The organism is Lentibacillus halophilus, assembly GCF_039522485.1.
GTDB classification, from domain to species: Bacteria; Bacillota; Bacilli; order Bacillales; family Amphibacillaceae; genus Lentibacillus; species Lentibacillus halophilus.
The window spans coordinates 47,605-63,715 of sequence record NZ_BAAADM010000015.1; the positions used below are offsets into that span (position 1 = coordinate 47,605).

At 39.0% G+C, this 16,111-nt stretch carries 18 protein-coding genes; all 18 read right to left on the bottom strand.

What is annotated here, in order from left to right; translation table 11 throughout:
- Positions 1 to 5 precede the first annotated feature (5 nt).
- Positions 6 to 155, bottom strand: a complete 150-nt coding sequence (sspO, locus tag ABDZ72_RS03240) for a small acid-soluble spore protein SspO (protein WP_343751113.1) — start codon at positions 153 to 155, stop codon at positions 6 to 8.
- Positions 156 to 374: 219 nt separating this feature from the next.
- Positions 375 to 593 (bottom strand): hypothetical protein, encoded by a 219-nt coding sequence (locus tag ABDZ72_RS03245; protein WP_343751114.1) that lies wholly within the window; start codon positions 591 to 593, stop codon positions 375 to 377.
- A gap of 406 nt (positions 594 to 999) precedes the next feature.
- The gene (locus tag ABDZ72_RS03250; protein WP_343751115.1) at positions 1,000 to 1,989 is read right to left on the bottom strand and encodes an NAD(P)H-quinone oxidoreductase; all 990 of its coding nucleotides are present in this window, start codon (positions 1,987 to 1,989) and stop codon (positions 1,000 to 1,002) included.
- 142 nt (positions 1,990 to 2,131) lie between these two features.
- Positions 2,132 to 3,424: an MFS transporter gene (locus ABDZ72_RS03255; RefSeq protein WP_343751117.1), complete on the bottom strand. Its 1,293-nt coding sequence runs from the start codon at positions 3,422 to 3,424 to the stop codon at positions 2,132 to 2,134.
- Positions 3,425 to 3,542: 118 nt separating this feature from the next.
- Complete coding sequence (gene sucD, locus ABDZ72_RS03260) at positions 3,543 to 4,436, bottom strand: succinate--CoA ligase subunit alpha (protein ID WP_343751118.1); 894 nt, start codon at positions 4,434 to 4,436, stop codon at positions 3,543 to 3,545.
- Entirely contained in the window at positions 4,433 to 5,560 is a 1,128-nt protein-coding gene (locus ABDZ72_RS03265; protein WP_343751119.1) for an ATP-grasp domain-containing protein, read from the bottom strand. The genes sucD and ABDZ72_RS03265 overlap by 4 nt, the downstream gene beginning before the upstream one ends.
- Before the next feature lie 12 nt (positions 5,561 to 5,572).
- The gene (gene sauS / locus ABDZ72_RS03270) at positions 5,573 to 7,006 is read right to left on the bottom strand and encodes an acylating sulfoacetaldehyde dehydrogenase (RefSeq protein WP_343751120.1); all 1,434 of its coding nucleotides are present in this window, start codon (positions 7,004 to 7,006) and stop codon (positions 5,573 to 5,575) included.
- 253 nt (positions 7,007 to 7,259) lie between these two features.
- Positions 7,260 to 8,162, bottom strand: coding sequence for a selenium metabolism-associated LysR family transcriptional regulator (locus ABDZ72_RS03275; RefSeq protein WP_343751122.1), 903 nt, complete (start codon positions 8,160 to 8,162; stop codon positions 7,260 to 7,262).
- 104 nt (positions 8,163 to 8,266) lie between these two features.
- On the bottom strand, positions 8,267 to 8,653 hold the full coding sequence (locus ABDZ72_RS03280; RefSeq protein WP_343751123.1) for an ectoine synthase: 387 nt from the start codon (positions 8,651 to 8,653) through the stop codon (positions 8,267 to 8,269).
- Between the two features lie 31 nt (positions 8,654 to 8,684).
- Positions 8,685 to 9,932: a diaminobutyrate--2-oxoglutarate transaminase gene (ectB, locus tag ABDZ72_RS03285; RefSeq protein ID WP_343751246.1), complete on the bottom strand. Its 1,248-nt coding sequence runs from the start codon at positions 9,930 to 9,932 to the stop codon at positions 8,685 to 8,687.
- A 37-nt stretch (positions 9,933 to 9,969) separates the two neighbouring features.
- The gene (gene ectA, locus ABDZ72_RS03290) at positions 9,970 to 10,500 is read right to left on the bottom strand and encodes a diaminobutyrate acetyltransferase (RefSeq protein ID WP_343751124.1); all 531 of its coding nucleotides are present in this window, start codon (positions 10,498 to 10,500) and stop codon (positions 9,970 to 9,972) included.
- 563 nt (positions 10,501 to 11,063) lie between these two features.
- Entirely contained in the window at positions 11,064 to 11,357 is a 294-nt protein-coding gene (locus ABDZ72_RS03295; RefSeq protein ID WP_343751125.1) for a hypothetical protein, read from the bottom strand.
- A 331-nt stretch (positions 11,358 to 11,688) separates the two neighbouring features.
- The gene (locus ABDZ72_RS03300) at positions 11,689 to 12,273 is read right to left on the bottom strand and encodes a hypothetical protein (RefSeq protein WP_343751126.1); all 585 of its coding nucleotides are present in this window, start codon (positions 12,271 to 12,273) and stop codon (positions 11,689 to 11,691) included.
- 72 nt (positions 12,274 to 12,345) lie between these two features.
- Complete coding sequence (locus ABDZ72_RS03305; RefSeq protein ID WP_343751127.1) at positions 12,346 to 12,690, bottom strand: hypothetical protein; 345 nt, start codon at positions 12,688 to 12,690, stop codon at positions 12,346 to 12,348.
- A 76-nt stretch (positions 12,691 to 12,766) separates the two neighbouring features.
- Complete coding sequence (locus tag ABDZ72_RS03310; protein WP_343751128.1) at positions 12,767 to 13,018, bottom strand: hypothetical protein; 252 nt, start codon at positions 13,016 to 13,018, stop codon at positions 12,767 to 12,769.
- Positions 13,019 to 13,116: 98 nt separating this feature from the next.
- On the bottom strand, positions 13,117 to 13,719 hold the full coding sequence (locus tag ABDZ72_RS03315) for a tetratricopeptide repeat protein (RefSeq protein WP_343751129.1): 603 nt from the start codon (positions 13,717 to 13,719) through the stop codon (positions 13,117 to 13,119).
- 75 nt (positions 13,720 to 13,794) lie between these two features.
- Positions 13,795 to 14,067: a hypothetical protein gene (locus ABDZ72_RS03320; protein WP_343751130.1), complete on the bottom strand. Its 273-nt coding sequence runs from the start codon at positions 14,065 to 14,067 to the stop codon at positions 13,795 to 13,797.
- A gap of 672 nt (positions 14,068 to 14,739) precedes the next feature.
- Positions 14,740 to 16,086 (bottom strand): phage portal protein, encoded by a 1,347-nt coding sequence (locus ABDZ72_RS03325; protein ID WP_343751131.1) that lies wholly within the window; start codon positions 16,084 to 16,086, stop codon positions 14,740 to 14,742.
- Between the last annotated feature and the right edge of the window lie 25 nt (positions 16,087 to 16,111).

The window sequence follows — 16,111 nt, forward strand, 5'->3', positions numbered from 1 at the left end:
TGTTTTTATTGCCGCTTTTTCGTTTTTTTATTGTGCTGACGTTCGTTTTCCGTCAATGGCTCATTGGCAAATTCATGGTCAAATTCGTTCGACAATTCTTTTCTAACCGCTTGTTCATCACTGATGCCTGTGTCATTTTTTCGTCTTTTGCCCATTAAAAACACCTCCGCACGCAATAGTCTGGCCCAGCCGAATGGTTTCTATGTATGGCCTCACAAAAACCATTCAGCCGGAAAACAGGCAACAGAATCGTTAATGGGATGATTGTTTTGTTTTCATTTCATACTCATACAAAATTTCCTTTATTTTTTCCACGTGTTCTGACTGCATTTCATTTGTCCAATGTGCTATTCTCTGTCCATTTGAACACATTGCTATGCCTCCATTTTCCCCTTTTGAACTGATCCAATTGACAATATCATATCTTTTTTAAATGTTCTTACTTTCTGCCGGGTGAAACAATAGGCTGTTACCCGATTCCCATGCATACCAAGCACACGGATAACACGGTAGCTTGTTCTATTATCGGTTTTTAAGTAGATCATTTCAAGTTTCATTTTTGTTTGCAATGATCGAAAAAGCAATTGATTCAAAGCAGCCACCCCTTAACAAGAACTTTTGTTCGTATTTTAACATATAACACATGTAAAGGAAACAATTGTTCTCATGTTAGAAATCTTTACGGTGAATCGCAGGATGGAAACGTTCCTCTTCACCTAAGGGTTTCCATTTACATGTTACAATTAGATAAAGATGGTGAGGTTAAGGACGAGATGTATCTTGAAAAAAGCTTTTCGAACATTACCGTCATTTTTGTAATAATGACGATTGCTACTCTTATGTCACTTGTAAGAAACGCTTGCATTATATTACATAAGTAAAGGATTATTTGTTGTGTACTTAAAACCGTTTATCAAGAAAATGATAAAGTGATTCACGCTCGAAAGCCAACTAAAAATCGTGCCGTTTCCTTAAGATGGCACGATTTTTTTCACTTATTTAATTAGCCTCTGATCCCACGTCCAGGATGATTTTTCCAATATTTTTGTTTTCTTTCATATGTTGGTGAGCTTCGTGGATGTCGTCAATCAAAAATGTGTTGTCCAGTACCGGGTGTATACTGCCTTGTTCCAAATAGGGCAGTACTTCCTCAGCAAACTCCCTGCTTAATTCAGCTTTATACGCGTCGCTCCGTGGGGTGAGCATTGTTCCAGTCAGCTGGATACGCTTGGACATAAGGCTCATTAAATTCATGTTTTCAAGCTTGCTCCCTCCCATAACACCGATAAGAACCCAGCGGCCATCCGTTTTGATGCTTGTCAGATTTTTGTCCCAGTAGGATGCACCGATGAAATCAAGAATCAGATCCGCACCTTGATTATCCGTTGCTTCCAGGACGGCTTTGTCAAACGGCTGTTTTTTATAATTGATGGTGACGTCAGCGCCAAGCTCCGAACAAAATTGCAGTTTTCGTTCTGTGCCGGCAGTAACGATTATCTTTGCGCCGGTTAATTGTTTAGCCAGTTGGATAGCAGCCGTTCCCACACCACTGGCACCGGCATGAATAAGAACGGTATCATTCTTTTGCAGCTTGCCAATCCAAAATAGTGTCTGATAAGCCGTCAAAAATACTTCGGGGATGGCTGCACCTTCCTTGAATGATAGCGATTCCGGGATCTTCATCGCACGATCGGCAGGCATTACAGCGTACTCAGCATAACCACCTCGATTTACAAGCCCCATAACTCGGTCTCCGACAGCAAAAGAATGGTCACTGTCCGCTTCAACCACTGTGCCTGCTACCTCTACCCCTGGAATCGGATTTGATCCATAACTCGTATTCGTTTCCTTAATAAGGATATCCGTCCGATTAACAGCGGCCATTTTTACTTTAATCAATAAATCATTTTCATTTGCTTCCGGTCTAGGCTGTTCGTCCATCTCCAGCTTATTCTGACCTTCTGATTGGCTGATAACAATGCTTTTCATTGCTTGTCCTCCTCGGTATTCAATAATAGATGTTTCATTTATACTGACATTATCTCTTGTAACAAGCAATCCGTCCACCATATGTTAGAGGATGCATGAAAAACCACCTCCATCAAATCGACGAAGGTAGTTTTCATGGTAATCATTCAGAAGTTGCCGAATTCATTCTATCCTCATCGTTCACATTTAACTTTTTAGAAGGATCAATAAACAATGTCACGATAATACCCACAAACAAAAGACCAATAGAAGCACTGAAAGGAACTTGCCAATTACCCGTTACATCAATCAAAAACCCAAATAGAAGAGGAGAAACCATTCCCGCAATTCCAAATCCGGTATTCATCATTCCACTGGCTGTACCCGAATAATCCGGTGCAATATCCATTGGCATAGCCCATAGATTAGCGTTACACAATTCCAAAAAGAAGAAGGCAACACTGAGCGAAATGGAAATTAACACTAAATTATGGACAAATAGTGCGGGTAATAAAAAGATAAACGATCCGGCTAATCCCGAGACGACTACTGATTTTCGAGCGAACTTGAGATTATTGGTTTTCTTATAAATCTTATCAGATAACCCACCTCCGAATGTATCACCTATAACGCCCGCAAACAGGATACCGGCAGTAAACAGAGCGGATTTTTCGATATCTATTTGGTATGCTGTATATAAAAAGGAGGGCAACCATGTTAAATAAACCCACAATGACCACCCATAACAAAAGTCAATCAACGTAATAGGTAAAATGCGTTTGCTCAACTTTTTCCAGGGGACAATCTTCTTCTCTGTTTGCCCTTTCGTATCCGTTTGTTGTGGTAATTGTTCTAATTCCTCGTTCGTTATTTTAGGGTGGTTTTTGGGATTATCACGAAAATACCAAAGCCACACGAGTACCCAGATAACACTAACAACACCCATAATTAAAAAGGAGGAACGCCAACCCAGCGAAACGATAATGGCGGCAATCAACGGAGGCGTTATCGCATTACCTAATCGGGAAGATGCGTGGGTAGCCCCCTGAGCGAATGCCCATTTTTCCCTGGGCAGCCACTTAGTCATGGCTTTGGTAGCAGTTGGAAAAGCAGCCCCTTCTCCAACACCAAGTCCCAAACGTGCAAGCATGGCAGACCACATTCCTGAAATAGCACCGGTTAGTGCCGTGGTCCCAGCGACAACTGTTCCTATGACAGACAACATTTTACGCGGGCCTAGTCTATCACCGGCCCATCCGCCGACAATTTGCAAAAAACAATAAGGATACGCAAATGCGGATAAGATGAAACCCATTTGTGATGAGGAAAGATTGAGGTCGTCTTCAATAAATGGTGCAGCCGTTGCGATATTAACGCGATCCACATATGCGATGAAGTACAAGCCACATAGCAGTAATAACACCTTATTACTGATACTTAATTTTCGCCTTCCCATCAAAAACTGCCCCCTGAGGTTAAGTGATTTTTGTTCTCACCTAGGATTGTAAAGCGCTTTCATTTATTCGCATCATTATAGATTTTCATGTCTGAAGGAGCCTTAACGCTCCCCCAGACTAATTATTCTGTTTCACAAAAACGTCTTTTAATAGTTCGCCAACCATGCTAGGCTTTTTGGCTACATATGCCCCAGCCTCATTAAGTGCAGCTATTTTATCTTCTACGGTTCCCTTTCCGGCGGTTATAATAGCGCCGGCATGCCCCATTTTTTTACCTTTTGGCGCCGTCCTTCCCCCAAGAAAGGAAATGACAGGCTTTGTAAAAATGCCATTTTCCATCGCTTCAGCTACCTCTTCTTCCATTGTTCCACCAAGCTCACCAATGATCACGACGGCATCCGTATCAGGGTCATTTTCAAATAATGGCAGTACTTCAGCAAATCGCGTTAATGGCACAGAATCACCACCAATTCCAACCAAAGAAGAAGCACCAAAACCCGCTTTTACCAATTCAGACGTTACTTCATTGGTTAATGAACCGCTTCTCGTCATAATTCCGATCCTTCCCGGTTTATAAACACGGTCGAGCCAATAAGGGAAAAATCCCATCATTGCCTTTCCCATCGAAATAATGCCTGACGTATTCCCACCTATAACCATGGCCCCCGCCATCTGGGCAGATTTTCTCATTTGCAACGTATCGTGCAGAGGAATGCCATCACATAAAACAACAATCTTTTTTATCCCCGCATTCAACGCCTCCAATACTGCGTCCTTGGCAAGTTGTGGAGGAACAAAAAGCAGCGATGCGTCTACATCCATCGTGGCGGTCGCCCGTTTGACCGTATGAAAGACAGGGACATCCCTCACCATCTGCCCCTCTTTTCCTGGTGTCACACCGGCAACGACGTTCGTACCACAGTCCATCATATGCTGCGTCCAAAATCGTCCTTCGTTGCCTGTAATCCCTTGCACTAAAACACGTGTCTGTTCATCTAAAATAATACTCATTGTGTAGGGACACCTCCCGTTAGCTTGATGGCTTTCTTCACGGCTTCTTCTGTATCTGATAGTGGTTCAAGACCAAAGTCTCTTAATATGTCATGGGCCGCTTCTTCTCCTGTTCCTCGTATCGCAGTCACAATAGGGAATTCCGGTTTGTGTTCTTTAATAGCGTCGACCAACCCCTGCGCCATGACATCCGCTCTTGCAATCGTGCCAAATGTAACAACCAACAACACCTTTATTTCATTTTGCATAATAAGCTCCATTGACTTGACGGCTTTGTGATAATTTGGCCCGCCAAATTCCAAATAACTGGCAACACTTCCACCATGATCATTGACCAGGTCATACACAGCATTAGTTAAACCAGCCCCAGCACACATTAAGCCGATGTCTCCTGAAAACTGAAGATATGGAATACCCTCGATTGCAGCAGCATACTGAACATCATCATCAAAATGCTCTCGTGTTAAGGAAAACTGCGGATGCCGGAAAAGGGCATTATCATCAATCGTAATCTTTCCATCACCGGCAACAAAATTTCCTTCTTCGGTCACCATTAAAGGGTTTATTTCCACTAATTCAGCGTCATGTTTCCGATACACATCATATAGATTCAAGAGTAGCTTTGTACCCTGACCAATCATTTTCTTCTCTATTCCTAAATCAAACAAAAATTCGCGTGCTTGATATGGTAACAATCCTTCGTTAACGTTTACATTTGTCTTTATTATTTTCTCAGGCATGGTTCTGGCAACTTCTTCAATATCAATGCCGCCTTCAGCACTCCCCATCATCATGACACTTCCTGTCGATGGGTCTGCCGTCATAGAAACATAGAATTCGTTCGCGATGGCAACAGCCTCTTCAATTAACAGATCAGGTGTATTCTCAGCCCGTTCTATCACGTCAGTTACCTTTTCTTTTGCTTCTTCCTTTTCTTCGGCAACCTTTATGAGTCCTGCTTTCCCTCTTCCACCATGTAATACCTGCGCCTTAATCACGCACGGCAAACCAACTTGACTTATCGCATCATCAAGTTCAGATCTGTTTTTTATTACAGCACGATTCGGAACAGGAATGTTAGCGCCTTCAAATAACGCTTTTGCTTGATGCTCAAATAATTTCATAGTTTCAACTCCTTAGTCACGCCCATATTTTTCCCAGTATGTTCCCCACAATTCTTCCTCCGTCGGTACTACTTCAGGAATAACTTCCGAAACCTTTGTTGTATTGAGAAAATGTTTATAAGATAAATTATCACACGTGTTATTACCTGCCCATGTTCCACCTCCCATGGAAAGTGTAAAGTTCAGGCCATTATCAAAGCTTCCACCATTTCCGGACACCTGCACCTGATTGATCAACAACCTACTCACATCCATTTCCAAGCCAATTCTTTCAACATGTGCTTTATCAGATGTATGAAGTCCGCACGAGTGTCCACGACCATGATAGTTTAAAATATTTTTGGTAATGTCAATGGCATCCGTAAAATCATTGGCTTTATAGACCGTTAAAACAACCGCCAATTTTTCGCCTGAAAACGGATAATCCGCGCCTACACCTGTTTCTTCAACCATAAAAAATGTTGCTTCATTTGCTTCCTTATTTTGCAAGCCGGCAGCTTGAGCAATCACATCCGCATCTTTGGCAACAGTCCTGGAATTCCGCTTTCCATCCGTCCAAATCGCAGCTTGCAGATCGTCTTTTTCCGACTGATTGCAAAGATAACCGCCTTCTTTTTGCAAAGCACGGATCATGTCATCATAAACCGACGCCTCAATAACTACCGAATTATCATTGGAACAGCTGGTAGCGTTATCAAATGTTTTACTTAGAAATATTTTGTGGGCCGCACTTTGAATATCTGCCGTTGCATCAACAATCGATACAACATTTCCTTCGCTGACACAAACATTCGGAGTGCCACTTGTCTGTCCCAACCGCACATTGTTTCTTGAACCGGTGACGGTCAAAAAGTCCGATTGTTTCATCAATCCAATTGTTTTCGCTTTATTTACAGGCTCAGGTAATACTTGAACGAGATCTAGCGGTGCACCTATTTTTTCCAATTCCTGATGAATATACGTCAGAAGCAATTGAGCTGTTGACAGACCTTTGGGTGAAGGTGCAATGATAATAGCATTACGCCCCTTCAAAGCCATCATAGCGATATTTGCTGGGGTAGCACCTGGATTTGTTGACGGTACGACAGCTCCAACAACGCCAACAGGTTTGGCAATTTCCGTAATCCCCGTGGCTTCATCCTGATTAATGATTCCGACCGATTTTTCATCTTTTAAATCGTAAAGCGTTCCCATCGTTTTACGTCTTTTCTTCGTGACTTTATCATCATAGCGACCAAGACCAGTATCCTGAAGAGCAATCTGTGCCAGCTCCTCGGTATTACCGGGTTTATAAATGGCCCACGCTACAGCCTGGACCAGCTCATCAACTTGTTCCTGACTATAATCATATATCTGATCCATTGCTGCCCGTGCCTTGTCAATCATCATTGAAATGGTTGCAGAAGCGGCCTCCTCATCCGTTTGAATCTTTTTATCCATTTGCATGTTTATCCTCCCCTAACATTGTTGTACCTTCCATAAAATGATTTGGATTGTATGAATAAGAGAGTGACCATCATCTTCGCGAAAATGTGATTTCACTAATTTAATTTAATCAGTAAGGGGGTAAGAAGTCAATGTTTTGCGATAATTTCTCATATTCTGATAAATAATTTGATTTATGACACATTTGAATCAATATTTTTTATAAACACATTAAAACCCCCATATATTGGAGGTTTCTTGATAAATGGTCTATTCAGTTATAATAATTATGAATAAATGAAAGGAAGGAATTGGATGGCAATGATAGATTTTGGTCGTCATAGACCGAATAAAAGTTTCTCTTTAAGTGGAGACCATTAACGGACAACTTTCGAAGCGTGTTCAAACGTAATTCTTTTTGAACCGAAACCTTTGAAATAATAGAGATACCTAAGCCCGATTCAACAGCAGCTTTAATCGATTCCGTATTTTCCATCTCCAATAGGACATTCAGTTGATTGGGGGCAAGCCGATTGTTTCGTAATTGTTCTTCTATTACTTGTCTTGTGCCTGAACCCTCTTCTCTGATAATCATTGGTAATGTTAAAAGCATTTGTGGCGTAATATAGTCATCGATAGAATCAAACTCTGGATAGATAAATTTATGAGGAGCAATAATAACGAGTTCATCTTCCAAAAAAAGCTGTTGCGTAAATTCCGGATAATACGAGGACGATTGAATAAACGCAAGGTGGATTTGTTTATTTCTCAGTTTTTCAATAATATGTTCCGAATTATCCACTTTCATATCTAAATGGACATTCGGATATTGTTGTTGATAGTCTCCTAATATATAGGGCAGAATATGTTCACCCAAAGTTAAGCTGGCACCGATGAATAAGTCTCCGTGAACCGTCTCCCAAAGCGATGCTAACTTATTTCTTGCATGATTTATTTCTTTAAATATTCTTTCGGCGGATTCCAACAAAATTTTTCCCTCAGACGTCAGCTGAACTTTTTTTGTTGTTCTGTCAAACAGTTTCGTATTTAATTCGTTTTCCAAATGCCGAATCTGCTTACTTACACTCGATTGAGACATATGGAGAACATTCGATGTTTTGGAAAAGTTATTGTTACTTGCCAAAACGTGAAACACTCTTAAATGATCGAGATTCAATGATCAACCCCCCAAACCATAGTAAGTCAACAGATGGCCCACGAAATTCTTGAAAAAATCCCCCCGAACGATGAGCAACATTCGAGGGGTAAAATGGCTATCTTCTATTCTGTTAGAAGTGGGTAATACCCTTCTTCATTATGTGTCTCCGTCCCAACAAGTGGTGGATTAAAGACACACACCATACGCATTTGCGTCCTAGCCTGCAAGCGGTGCTTATCATGTTCATCCAGCAGATACATGGTACCGGGTTTAATATCGTATACATCACCGGTCTCCAGTTTTTCTATTGTACCTTCGCCTTCAATGCAATAGACCGCTTCTATATGATTTTTATACCAGAAATAATTATCGGTGCCTGCACCTATAATAGTATCATTCAAACTGAAGCCGACGTTATCTTTTTTTAAGATAAATCTGCGGCTGCTCCAGTTTTCATCAGACGTTTCATCTTCTGTTCCCATAAGGTCTTCCAGTGATTTTACGATCATATTCCAGCACCTCTCTATTACTTTAAATCGTTTATTTATCCAGAACAGCTTTTATGCTGTCTTCGAGTATTGAAAGTCCTTGTTCGAGCCCTTTTTTATCTATATTCAGTGGTGGGAGGAATTTAATAACCTCATCTTCCGGTCCGGACGTTTCCACAATCAGCCCGCGTTGAAATGCCTCTCCACAAATGGTATCGGTCAATTCGGGTTTACCGACTGCGATGCCTTGCATCAGGCCTCTTCCACGGGCTTCTGCGTCAAGAGCGGGATATTTGTCAACTAGGCCTTGAATGGTATGACCGAGCAGCTTGCCTTTTTCCTGAATAGCTTGACTGAATTCATCGGTTTCCCAATAGGTCAATGCCTCTTGTGCCGCCAGAAAGGCAAGGTTATTTCCGCGAAAGGTTCCATTATGTTCACCAGGATCCCATTGATCGTATTCCGGTTTAATCAATGTGATCGCCATTGGTAATCCGACACCGCCGATAGATTTGGAAAGGCAGACGATATCCGGTTCGATCCCTGCTGGTTCAAAGCTAAAGAACGTACCAGTTCTACCACAACCCGCCTGAACGTCATCCACTATAAGCAGAATGTCCCAGCGTTTGCAGAGGTCGGCTACCTTTTTGAGCCAATTCATTCCAGCCGCATTGATGCCACCTTCTCCCTGGACAGTTTCCAGAATAATGGCTGCCGGCAGCTCTACACCACTTCCGTTATCTTCTAAAAACCGCTCCAGAAAAGCGATGGTATCCTGGTCCTCCACGTAATCATCAAATGGCATGGAAACCGAATGATGAAGTGGAACACCTGCCCCATGACGTTTAAATGAATTCCCAGTCACAGAAAGAGAACCGATCGTCATACCATGAAATGCATTGGTGAAACTGATAACACTGTCACGTCCAGTCACTTTCCGGGCAATCTTCAATGCGCTTTCCACTGTATTCGTTCCGGTTGGCCCGGGGAACATGACTTTATAATCAAGATTACGCGGTTTAAGAATCACATCCCGGAAGCGTTCCAAAAATGACTCCCGTGTCGTCGACCCCATGTCAAGACTATGGATGATGCCGTCGCGCCGGATGTAATCAATCATTTTTTCCTGCATGGTGTCGTTATTGTGCCCATAATTCAGTGCACCGGCACCAGCAAAGAAATCAATATATGCATTCCCGTCGGTATCCCAAAGGGTGTAGCCCTTAGCCTTTTCGAATACGACCGGCCAACCCCGACTATAGCTCCGTACAGACGATTCCATTTCTTCAAAGGTTTTCATTTTATCATGGTTATTCAATACTGTTATCGTCAAAATGTCACCCTTCCGCTAAAATTTTTTCTTTTTGTATTGGTCCAATCTTAAACAAATGCTCATCTTCATGACCTTCTCCAGGAAAGTCATCGGATGTAAAATAGTCATGAATAACACATTTGGTAAGCATTTTTCTTGCAAGACCGAGAAACAGCTGCTGTGACGCCGAATTGGATGGTGATACGGTTGCTTCCACCGAATGAATATCCTCACAGTTTTCACGGTTCAGCAATTGGTACAACATTCTCGTCGCGAGTCCCTGACCGCGTTCCGATTCATCAACAGCCACTTGCCAGACAAAAAGTGTATCCGGTTGATCCGGATGAATGAAACCCGAAATGAATCCAACGATTTGCTCTTCCCTTTCTACCACAACAGATGTGTCCGAAAAAATTTCACACCACATAAGATAACTGTAGGATGAATTCAAATCGAGAACACCCGTACGCTTCACCAGTTCCCAAACACCTGATCCATCATCTTTTGCCGGCCTGCGAAAATGCAAACCTGTTTCAGTCTTCTTAGGTTTAGTCATGACACTATTACCGCTGTTTAAGATGATTCCACCTCCAAAGTTATTGAAAAATCAATGTTAGATTAATAATAAACAGAAATGTTTGATAACGCAATTTGTTTTAAATGGCATATAACATGATTAAATGGGTTCACTCCTTCTCTCACTTATTAAACATGGCATACATCAAAAATGCTTTCAAATATTGAATCGTAAACCCATTCATTAGTAATCAGATGATAATCATCTCCGTTTCAAACGGTGCTATGACAGTGTTTGCAAAAAATCAGTGATTTATAGAATTTTATTTAAAAATTCCGATGTTCGGTTTGATTGCGGATAAGAAAAAATAGCTGTTCCGGTTGGCCTTCCTCAACAATGGCGCCCTCATCCATAAACAAAACCGGATATTGCCTTTTATATAGGGGGCACTTGTTGAACCAAGCTCGGGAACAAATAAAAATCCGCCCGTTCACCGAAAAATATCGGTTAAACCGGCGGAAGGTTTATCCTTTTGAATTATAATGTTGTTTAGACGCGTTTGCAGACGTATGGCGGGAAAGTAACACTTTAGGCAGAAACAATCAATCCGCGCCCTTATCTTCTCGGAATGTCTCAGAAGCCTCCATTTCCTCTCCCCCATTTTTACCAGAGTGCGTATCGTCCAGATCCAACCAAGATAGCATCGCTCGAATCACAGTATTGATTTTTTCATAAACCACATCGTTGCCATATGTCGCTTTGGCTCGTTCGATATGTTCTTCCACATCGGCTTCAAATTGAACAAGCGGCTCATCATTCTCCAAATTATTATACAAATGAAGGATCTCATCCAGAGCCCGATCAAACGTCTTTGTTTCAGATTCATTTGCTTTCATCGTCATCACCCTTTAACAGGGTTTCCTTGAAAACGAAAACAATGCACACAGCAATAAAAGCGTTTTATTGTGAAGATCATAAATGTGAAATCTGTGTAGAGTCGCAGGATAAAAAATAGGCATTAAACCTCTTTTCATAAGGTATAACGCCTGATTATTAATGATTCCGAGTGGGCTCGAACCACCGACCTCATGCCTGTCAAGGTAGTAAAATAAACGGAATCAACATATATATTAGTATATCAATTGTTTAAAATCGTTAGCCACTTCACTAATTTATTTAACTAATTTCATTAGTACACCGATTGCAGTGATTTGTAAAGCGGCTATTCTATTTAGTTGTCCATTCCATAGTGAATATGCGTAGACCTGATTGAAGTAAATTAATATTGACGACTTTATAATTACTATTTTTGATTGTATGTTTGGAATCCATTTTGATCTGGCTACTGGCATTGTCATCAGGCATGATTACCTCTATCCGTTCTTCTGGTAAACGTATCTGACTACCTTCTATTGTGGGGCTTCCTTCTTGATGTGCAATACATGATACAGGTTCGGTAACTTCCTTTGGTTCAACGTCCCATACTTTGTTGCCTAAACGATCATAATGATACTCGCCTTCTGTGGTATATGTAAATTCAAATGTATTGGTCATAGGACGCATAGTTGCCTTATATTCGTATGTGCGTTTGGCTTGAACATCAGTAATAATAAGATATTTCACATTGTTAAAGTGGATAATATCGCCACGTTGTATTTTAAAATTACTATGGATTGTTTTATCATCAAAGTTTGGAATTGAATCAGACACATTTTGAGAACTTATAATGGCTTTTCGTGTATTCGTTTCATCGTTCAGTTTTACTGGTACAGCAAATTGATTTAGTAATTGTGCAAAGGATTCTTCTAACAAATAATCACCTACTTTCTTATTTAAGTTTAAAAATCATACCCTTTTGGGATATACATAATTCAATTTGCCATCTTATTTATCGAATAACATGAATGTATTAGAGTTAAATTGGGCTTGTTCATCCGTTTTAAGTGTTCTAATTTTGTGATCGAGTTGGTCTATTCTGTTTTGAATATTAGTGGCAAAATCTGAAACAGACATATCTTCATGCTTAATATTTTTGAGTGTATCAGGTGAATTGGCTACGGACTCTAAGACGGATAGTGCTGATTTGAAAATATTACGTTTATTTGTTGCAGATTGGGCGTTGTACTCTGTATGTGGTTGTAGATTATTTTCTTGTAAATATACGATTAATTCCGATTGATTTAAGGATATAGATTTCGTCTCCATTTCCAAGCGTTGGATGTTATTCATACAATCACCTTCCTTTTAATTTTGGATAATAAAAAAGACACCCTATTGGATGTCTTAACAGTTTCTTAATAAAATTTCACTCATAAGTCCTATTCATAATATAATATTTATTATAATTTGGTGTTGGACGACTATCTTCCCTATAATGGAGATAACCTTCAACTATATTGGTAACTTTAAATTTCTTATCTCCATTTTCATGTAACTGCCTCACATCAGTGATAATAACATTGCCATTATGAAATTCTATAAATGACAATACCTCTTTTTCAGTATATACTTTCCCTGAACTCATTTCTGTTATAATCTCATCTTCAGAAAAACTCATTCATCACACCCCCTTTGTCTACTTAATTCGACAAAGGGATATAATTTCCTGCTCATTTTGATAAAAAATACCTTGAACGGATAGGATAGTAAGGATTGTTATTGATATTTGCTAGGTAATTCCGTATCCGCTATATCTTCAATGTAATTTCCCATTGTACTAAAAAATGAAGCATTAAGTTCGTTTACCTCTTGAACATCTTCATCTAAGAATCCCATAGTTTCCATTGTGTCTCCATCATCAGTAAAATTACTTTCTACATATTCTCTGATCACGGAAATACCTGAAGTTTCTTTGAAATCCTTGAGAAATGTACTAATTTCAGTTTCTTTTGTGGCATCTAACTTTTCCACTTTGCCAACAGCAGTACGAAGTTTATCCACCGCTTCTTCAATTTTTTTAGGACTAATGTTTTCATTATCTTGTAAATAGTATGTATTTACTTCATCAAATGTATTTAACACAGTTTGCATACCTTCAACCGTTTCTTTTTCCGTTTCTGTCTCATTAAGTTTTTTTCTAGTTGTTTCATCTTCTTTTAGGTCTAATGCCTTTTGATATAATGAAATAGCATCATCTAATTTTCCATTTTCCCTATATTCATCTGCTTGACTCACATGTTCATCTGCCTTTGCTTCATCATTACAACCAACTAAGACAATAGTAAGCCCAACCATTAAAACCAGTAAAACTTTCTTCATAATCCATATTCCCCTTTTTGATTTAAGTATAGGCCATAATTCCTGCTAATTAGGATATTTAAAGATGTGATTATTTCACGATACGTTATCATTTTGATTTTCAACTTTTGAATTGCTAACCGTTTCTTGTAACAAATCAATGATTTCACTTAAACCAATAAATATTGCTCCTGATAAAATTCCTGAAATGGTAGAACCAATAAATATTGACCAAGTAAATTCTGAATAACTTCCATATAGACCTTCTATTTCCGTATCACCTAAAATTAATCCACCTAGAAATCCTGCTATCATTACAAATACCCCAATTAAGTATAAACCGTTGGCTACTTTGTTATTTTTACTCATTTTCCATATTCCCCCTTTTGTAATAAATATAGTTCCTAAATTTACAAGGAAATAATTCCTTTGTTTAAATATTACCAAAGAAAGAACATGGAAAAAAGTGTTATAAATAAATTGGTGGAATCCCTTTATTTTTTCACCCCCGTGCGTACAACATTTGGTTTGCTATGGAACAGAACAATAATTCGGGGGTCGGTTCGTTATATAATCCTACACATCTATAATTATTCTTATATAAAACTTATAAATATACAATAATAGGTTTACATAATACACATTATGTAAATAATAATAAAATATAATTACTGATATGACAGTTATGAAAGGAAATAGCATAATTATCGATTATACATAGTTTTATGCAACACACATAATCCTATCATATCAATGCTTATATAAATTGTTAGAATATTTTATGTAATTAGACATGTATATAATTTTGTATATTATGTCCGATACTTCATTATATCCTTACTTTAATTTGCTAAAGTGTGTATCTGGCTCTTGTATCATTTATTATGTATAATTGATAATTACTTTCAATTACTATTGTAACAGCGAAAAATTTCTGACATTTTTATTTCCCAATTATTTCCTATCACATTAACATTCTTATACAACTCTACACATAGTATTATCTACTACAACAGAACGCCACATGTATCCCTGCAAATATTAGCCATCACCATTATCATCATCCGTATTTCCTACACCATCATCTGCACCTTGACTAGCCAATCTCTCCATCTCACTTACCTTATCCAAGAAACTTACATTATCCAACGCACTCTCCGTACTAATTACACCAATCTCTTTCAACTTCTCAATATTCTCAATCATCTGGCTATCGTCTTTCGGCATATCTGGACTAAATACAAAATTAGTTTCCTCAAAATCATCATCACTAAACTCAATACCCTGCATAGCCAATACATTCCTCATTTTCTCTATACGCTGTTCAAAGCCATCTGTTAGTATTTTACTATTCATGTTTGCCTTAATTAAACTTAAATAAAATATACTCTCAATAGCCACGTCACCAACATTACTAATTGTACTACTACCATTCAATAACACATTAGGCATACTGGCAATATCACCTAAAGCATTCTTCAACGTTCCATACAATTCCTTAAATGCTTGATGATCGAATGGATTCGTTACATATTTAAAGTCACCATCATCATCTAATCGTAAGCCATGCGCTCCTGCAGCACCATGCTTCGGCAATTCTGCATTAGTCAACGATTGACCAGTAAGAACCGGAGTTCCCATGATATGTCTGTAATAGCCATCGACTGCTTTACTAAGTAAATGCTCCATACTGTCAATAATATCAATGAAGTCATTTATCTCTGCGTGTCCACGTGTGCTATCCATTTCATTTTCTGTCTTATAATGAATAGGCAAGCCAGTATTATTAGGACGCTGTTCAATCAATCGTATATCCTCGCCACCTATGTTACTGTACTTAGCCACAATATCATCAGTAAACACAATATAATAATCTGTATAGTCACTATGATAGTATTGAACAAAAGAAAGCATTTCATTAGTTTCAGGGTCATACACTGGATATGCTTCACTGGGATCTATTGTCTGACTGAATATATTCCCATCTTTAACATAAACATATTCAAACGATTCCCCGTAGCGCACAATGTCACTCAACACACGATAATCAATCTTGTGGTATTTGCCTTTCTTGTACACCTTATTCAATTCATTAATAACATTCTCTTTGCCCGCCAATTGGACTGGATTCTTACCTAACAGAAAATTAACACTAAAATTAATAATTTGTTTAGCATAGTTTAATGTAACACGTTCTACTTCTATCTGTTTACCATTAAACATTTCATTAGGACGTGTATTAATCTTATGCTGATTCTTGCCTAGATACTCTTTAATATCAACAATTTCCCGTATGTGCTGTTGTGCAGGAACAGAATTAACTTCTTCTTGCATGAACTTTTTAAACTGTCCATCATATCGGTTACGGATATATTCTTGTAACTCCACCTTATCATCCCTTTCTAATACCGAA

Coding starts and splice junctions, on each gene's coding strand:
- sspO (WP_343751113.1), bottom strand. CDS start 155: ATGGGCAAAAGACGAAAAAATGACACAGGCATCAGTGATGAACAAGCG.
- sauS (WP_343751120.1), bottom strand. CDS start 7,006: ATGCAAATGGATAAAAAGATTCAAACGGATGAGGAGGCCGCTTCTGCA.
- sucD (WP_343751118.1), bottom strand. CDS start 4,436: ATGAGTATTATTTTAGATGAACAGACACGTGTTTTAGTGCAAGGGATT.
- ectB (WP_343751246.1), bottom strand. CDS start 9,932: ATGAAAACCTTTGAAGAAATGGAATCGTCTGTACGGAGCTATAGTCGG.
- ABDZ72_RS03265 (WP_343751119.1), bottom strand. CDS start 5,560: ATGAAATTATTTGAGCATCAAGCAAAAGCGTTATTTGAAGGCGCTAAC.
- ectA (WP_343751124.1), bottom strand. CDS start 10,500: ATGACTAAACCTAAGAAGACTGAAACAGGTTTGCATTTTCGCAGGCCG.
- ABDZ72_RS03315 (WP_343751129.1), bottom strand. CDS start 13,719: ATGAAGAAAGTTTTACTGGTTTTAATGGTTGGGCTTACTATTGTCTTA.
- ABDZ72_RS03280 (WP_343751123.1), bottom strand. CDS start 8,653: ATGATCGTAAAATCACTGGAAGACCTTATGGGAACAGAAGATGAAACG.
- ABDZ72_RS03320 (WP_343751130.1), bottom strand. CDS start 14,067: ATGAGTAAAAATAACAAAGTAGCCAACGGTTTATACTTAATTGGGGTA.
- ABDZ72_RS03255 (WP_343751117.1), bottom strand. CDS start 3,424: ATGGGAAGGCGAAAATTAAGTATCAGTAATAAGGTGTTATTACTGCTA.
- ABDZ72_RS03310 (WP_343751128.1), bottom strand. CDS start 13,018: ATGAGTTTTTCTGAAGATGAGATTATAACAGAAATGAGTTCAGGGAAA.
- ABDZ72_RS03305 (WP_343751127.1), bottom strand. CDS start 12,690: ATGAATAACATCCAACGCTTGGAAATGGAGACGAAATCTATATCCTTA.
- ABDZ72_RS03295 (WP_343751125.1), bottom strand. CDS start 11,357: ATGAAAGCAAATGAATCTGAAACAAAGACGTTTGATCGGGCTCTGGAT.
- ABDZ72_RS03250 (WP_343751115.1), bottom strand. CDS start 1,989: ATGAAAAGCATTGTTATCAGCCAATCAGAAGGTCAGAATAAGCTGGAG.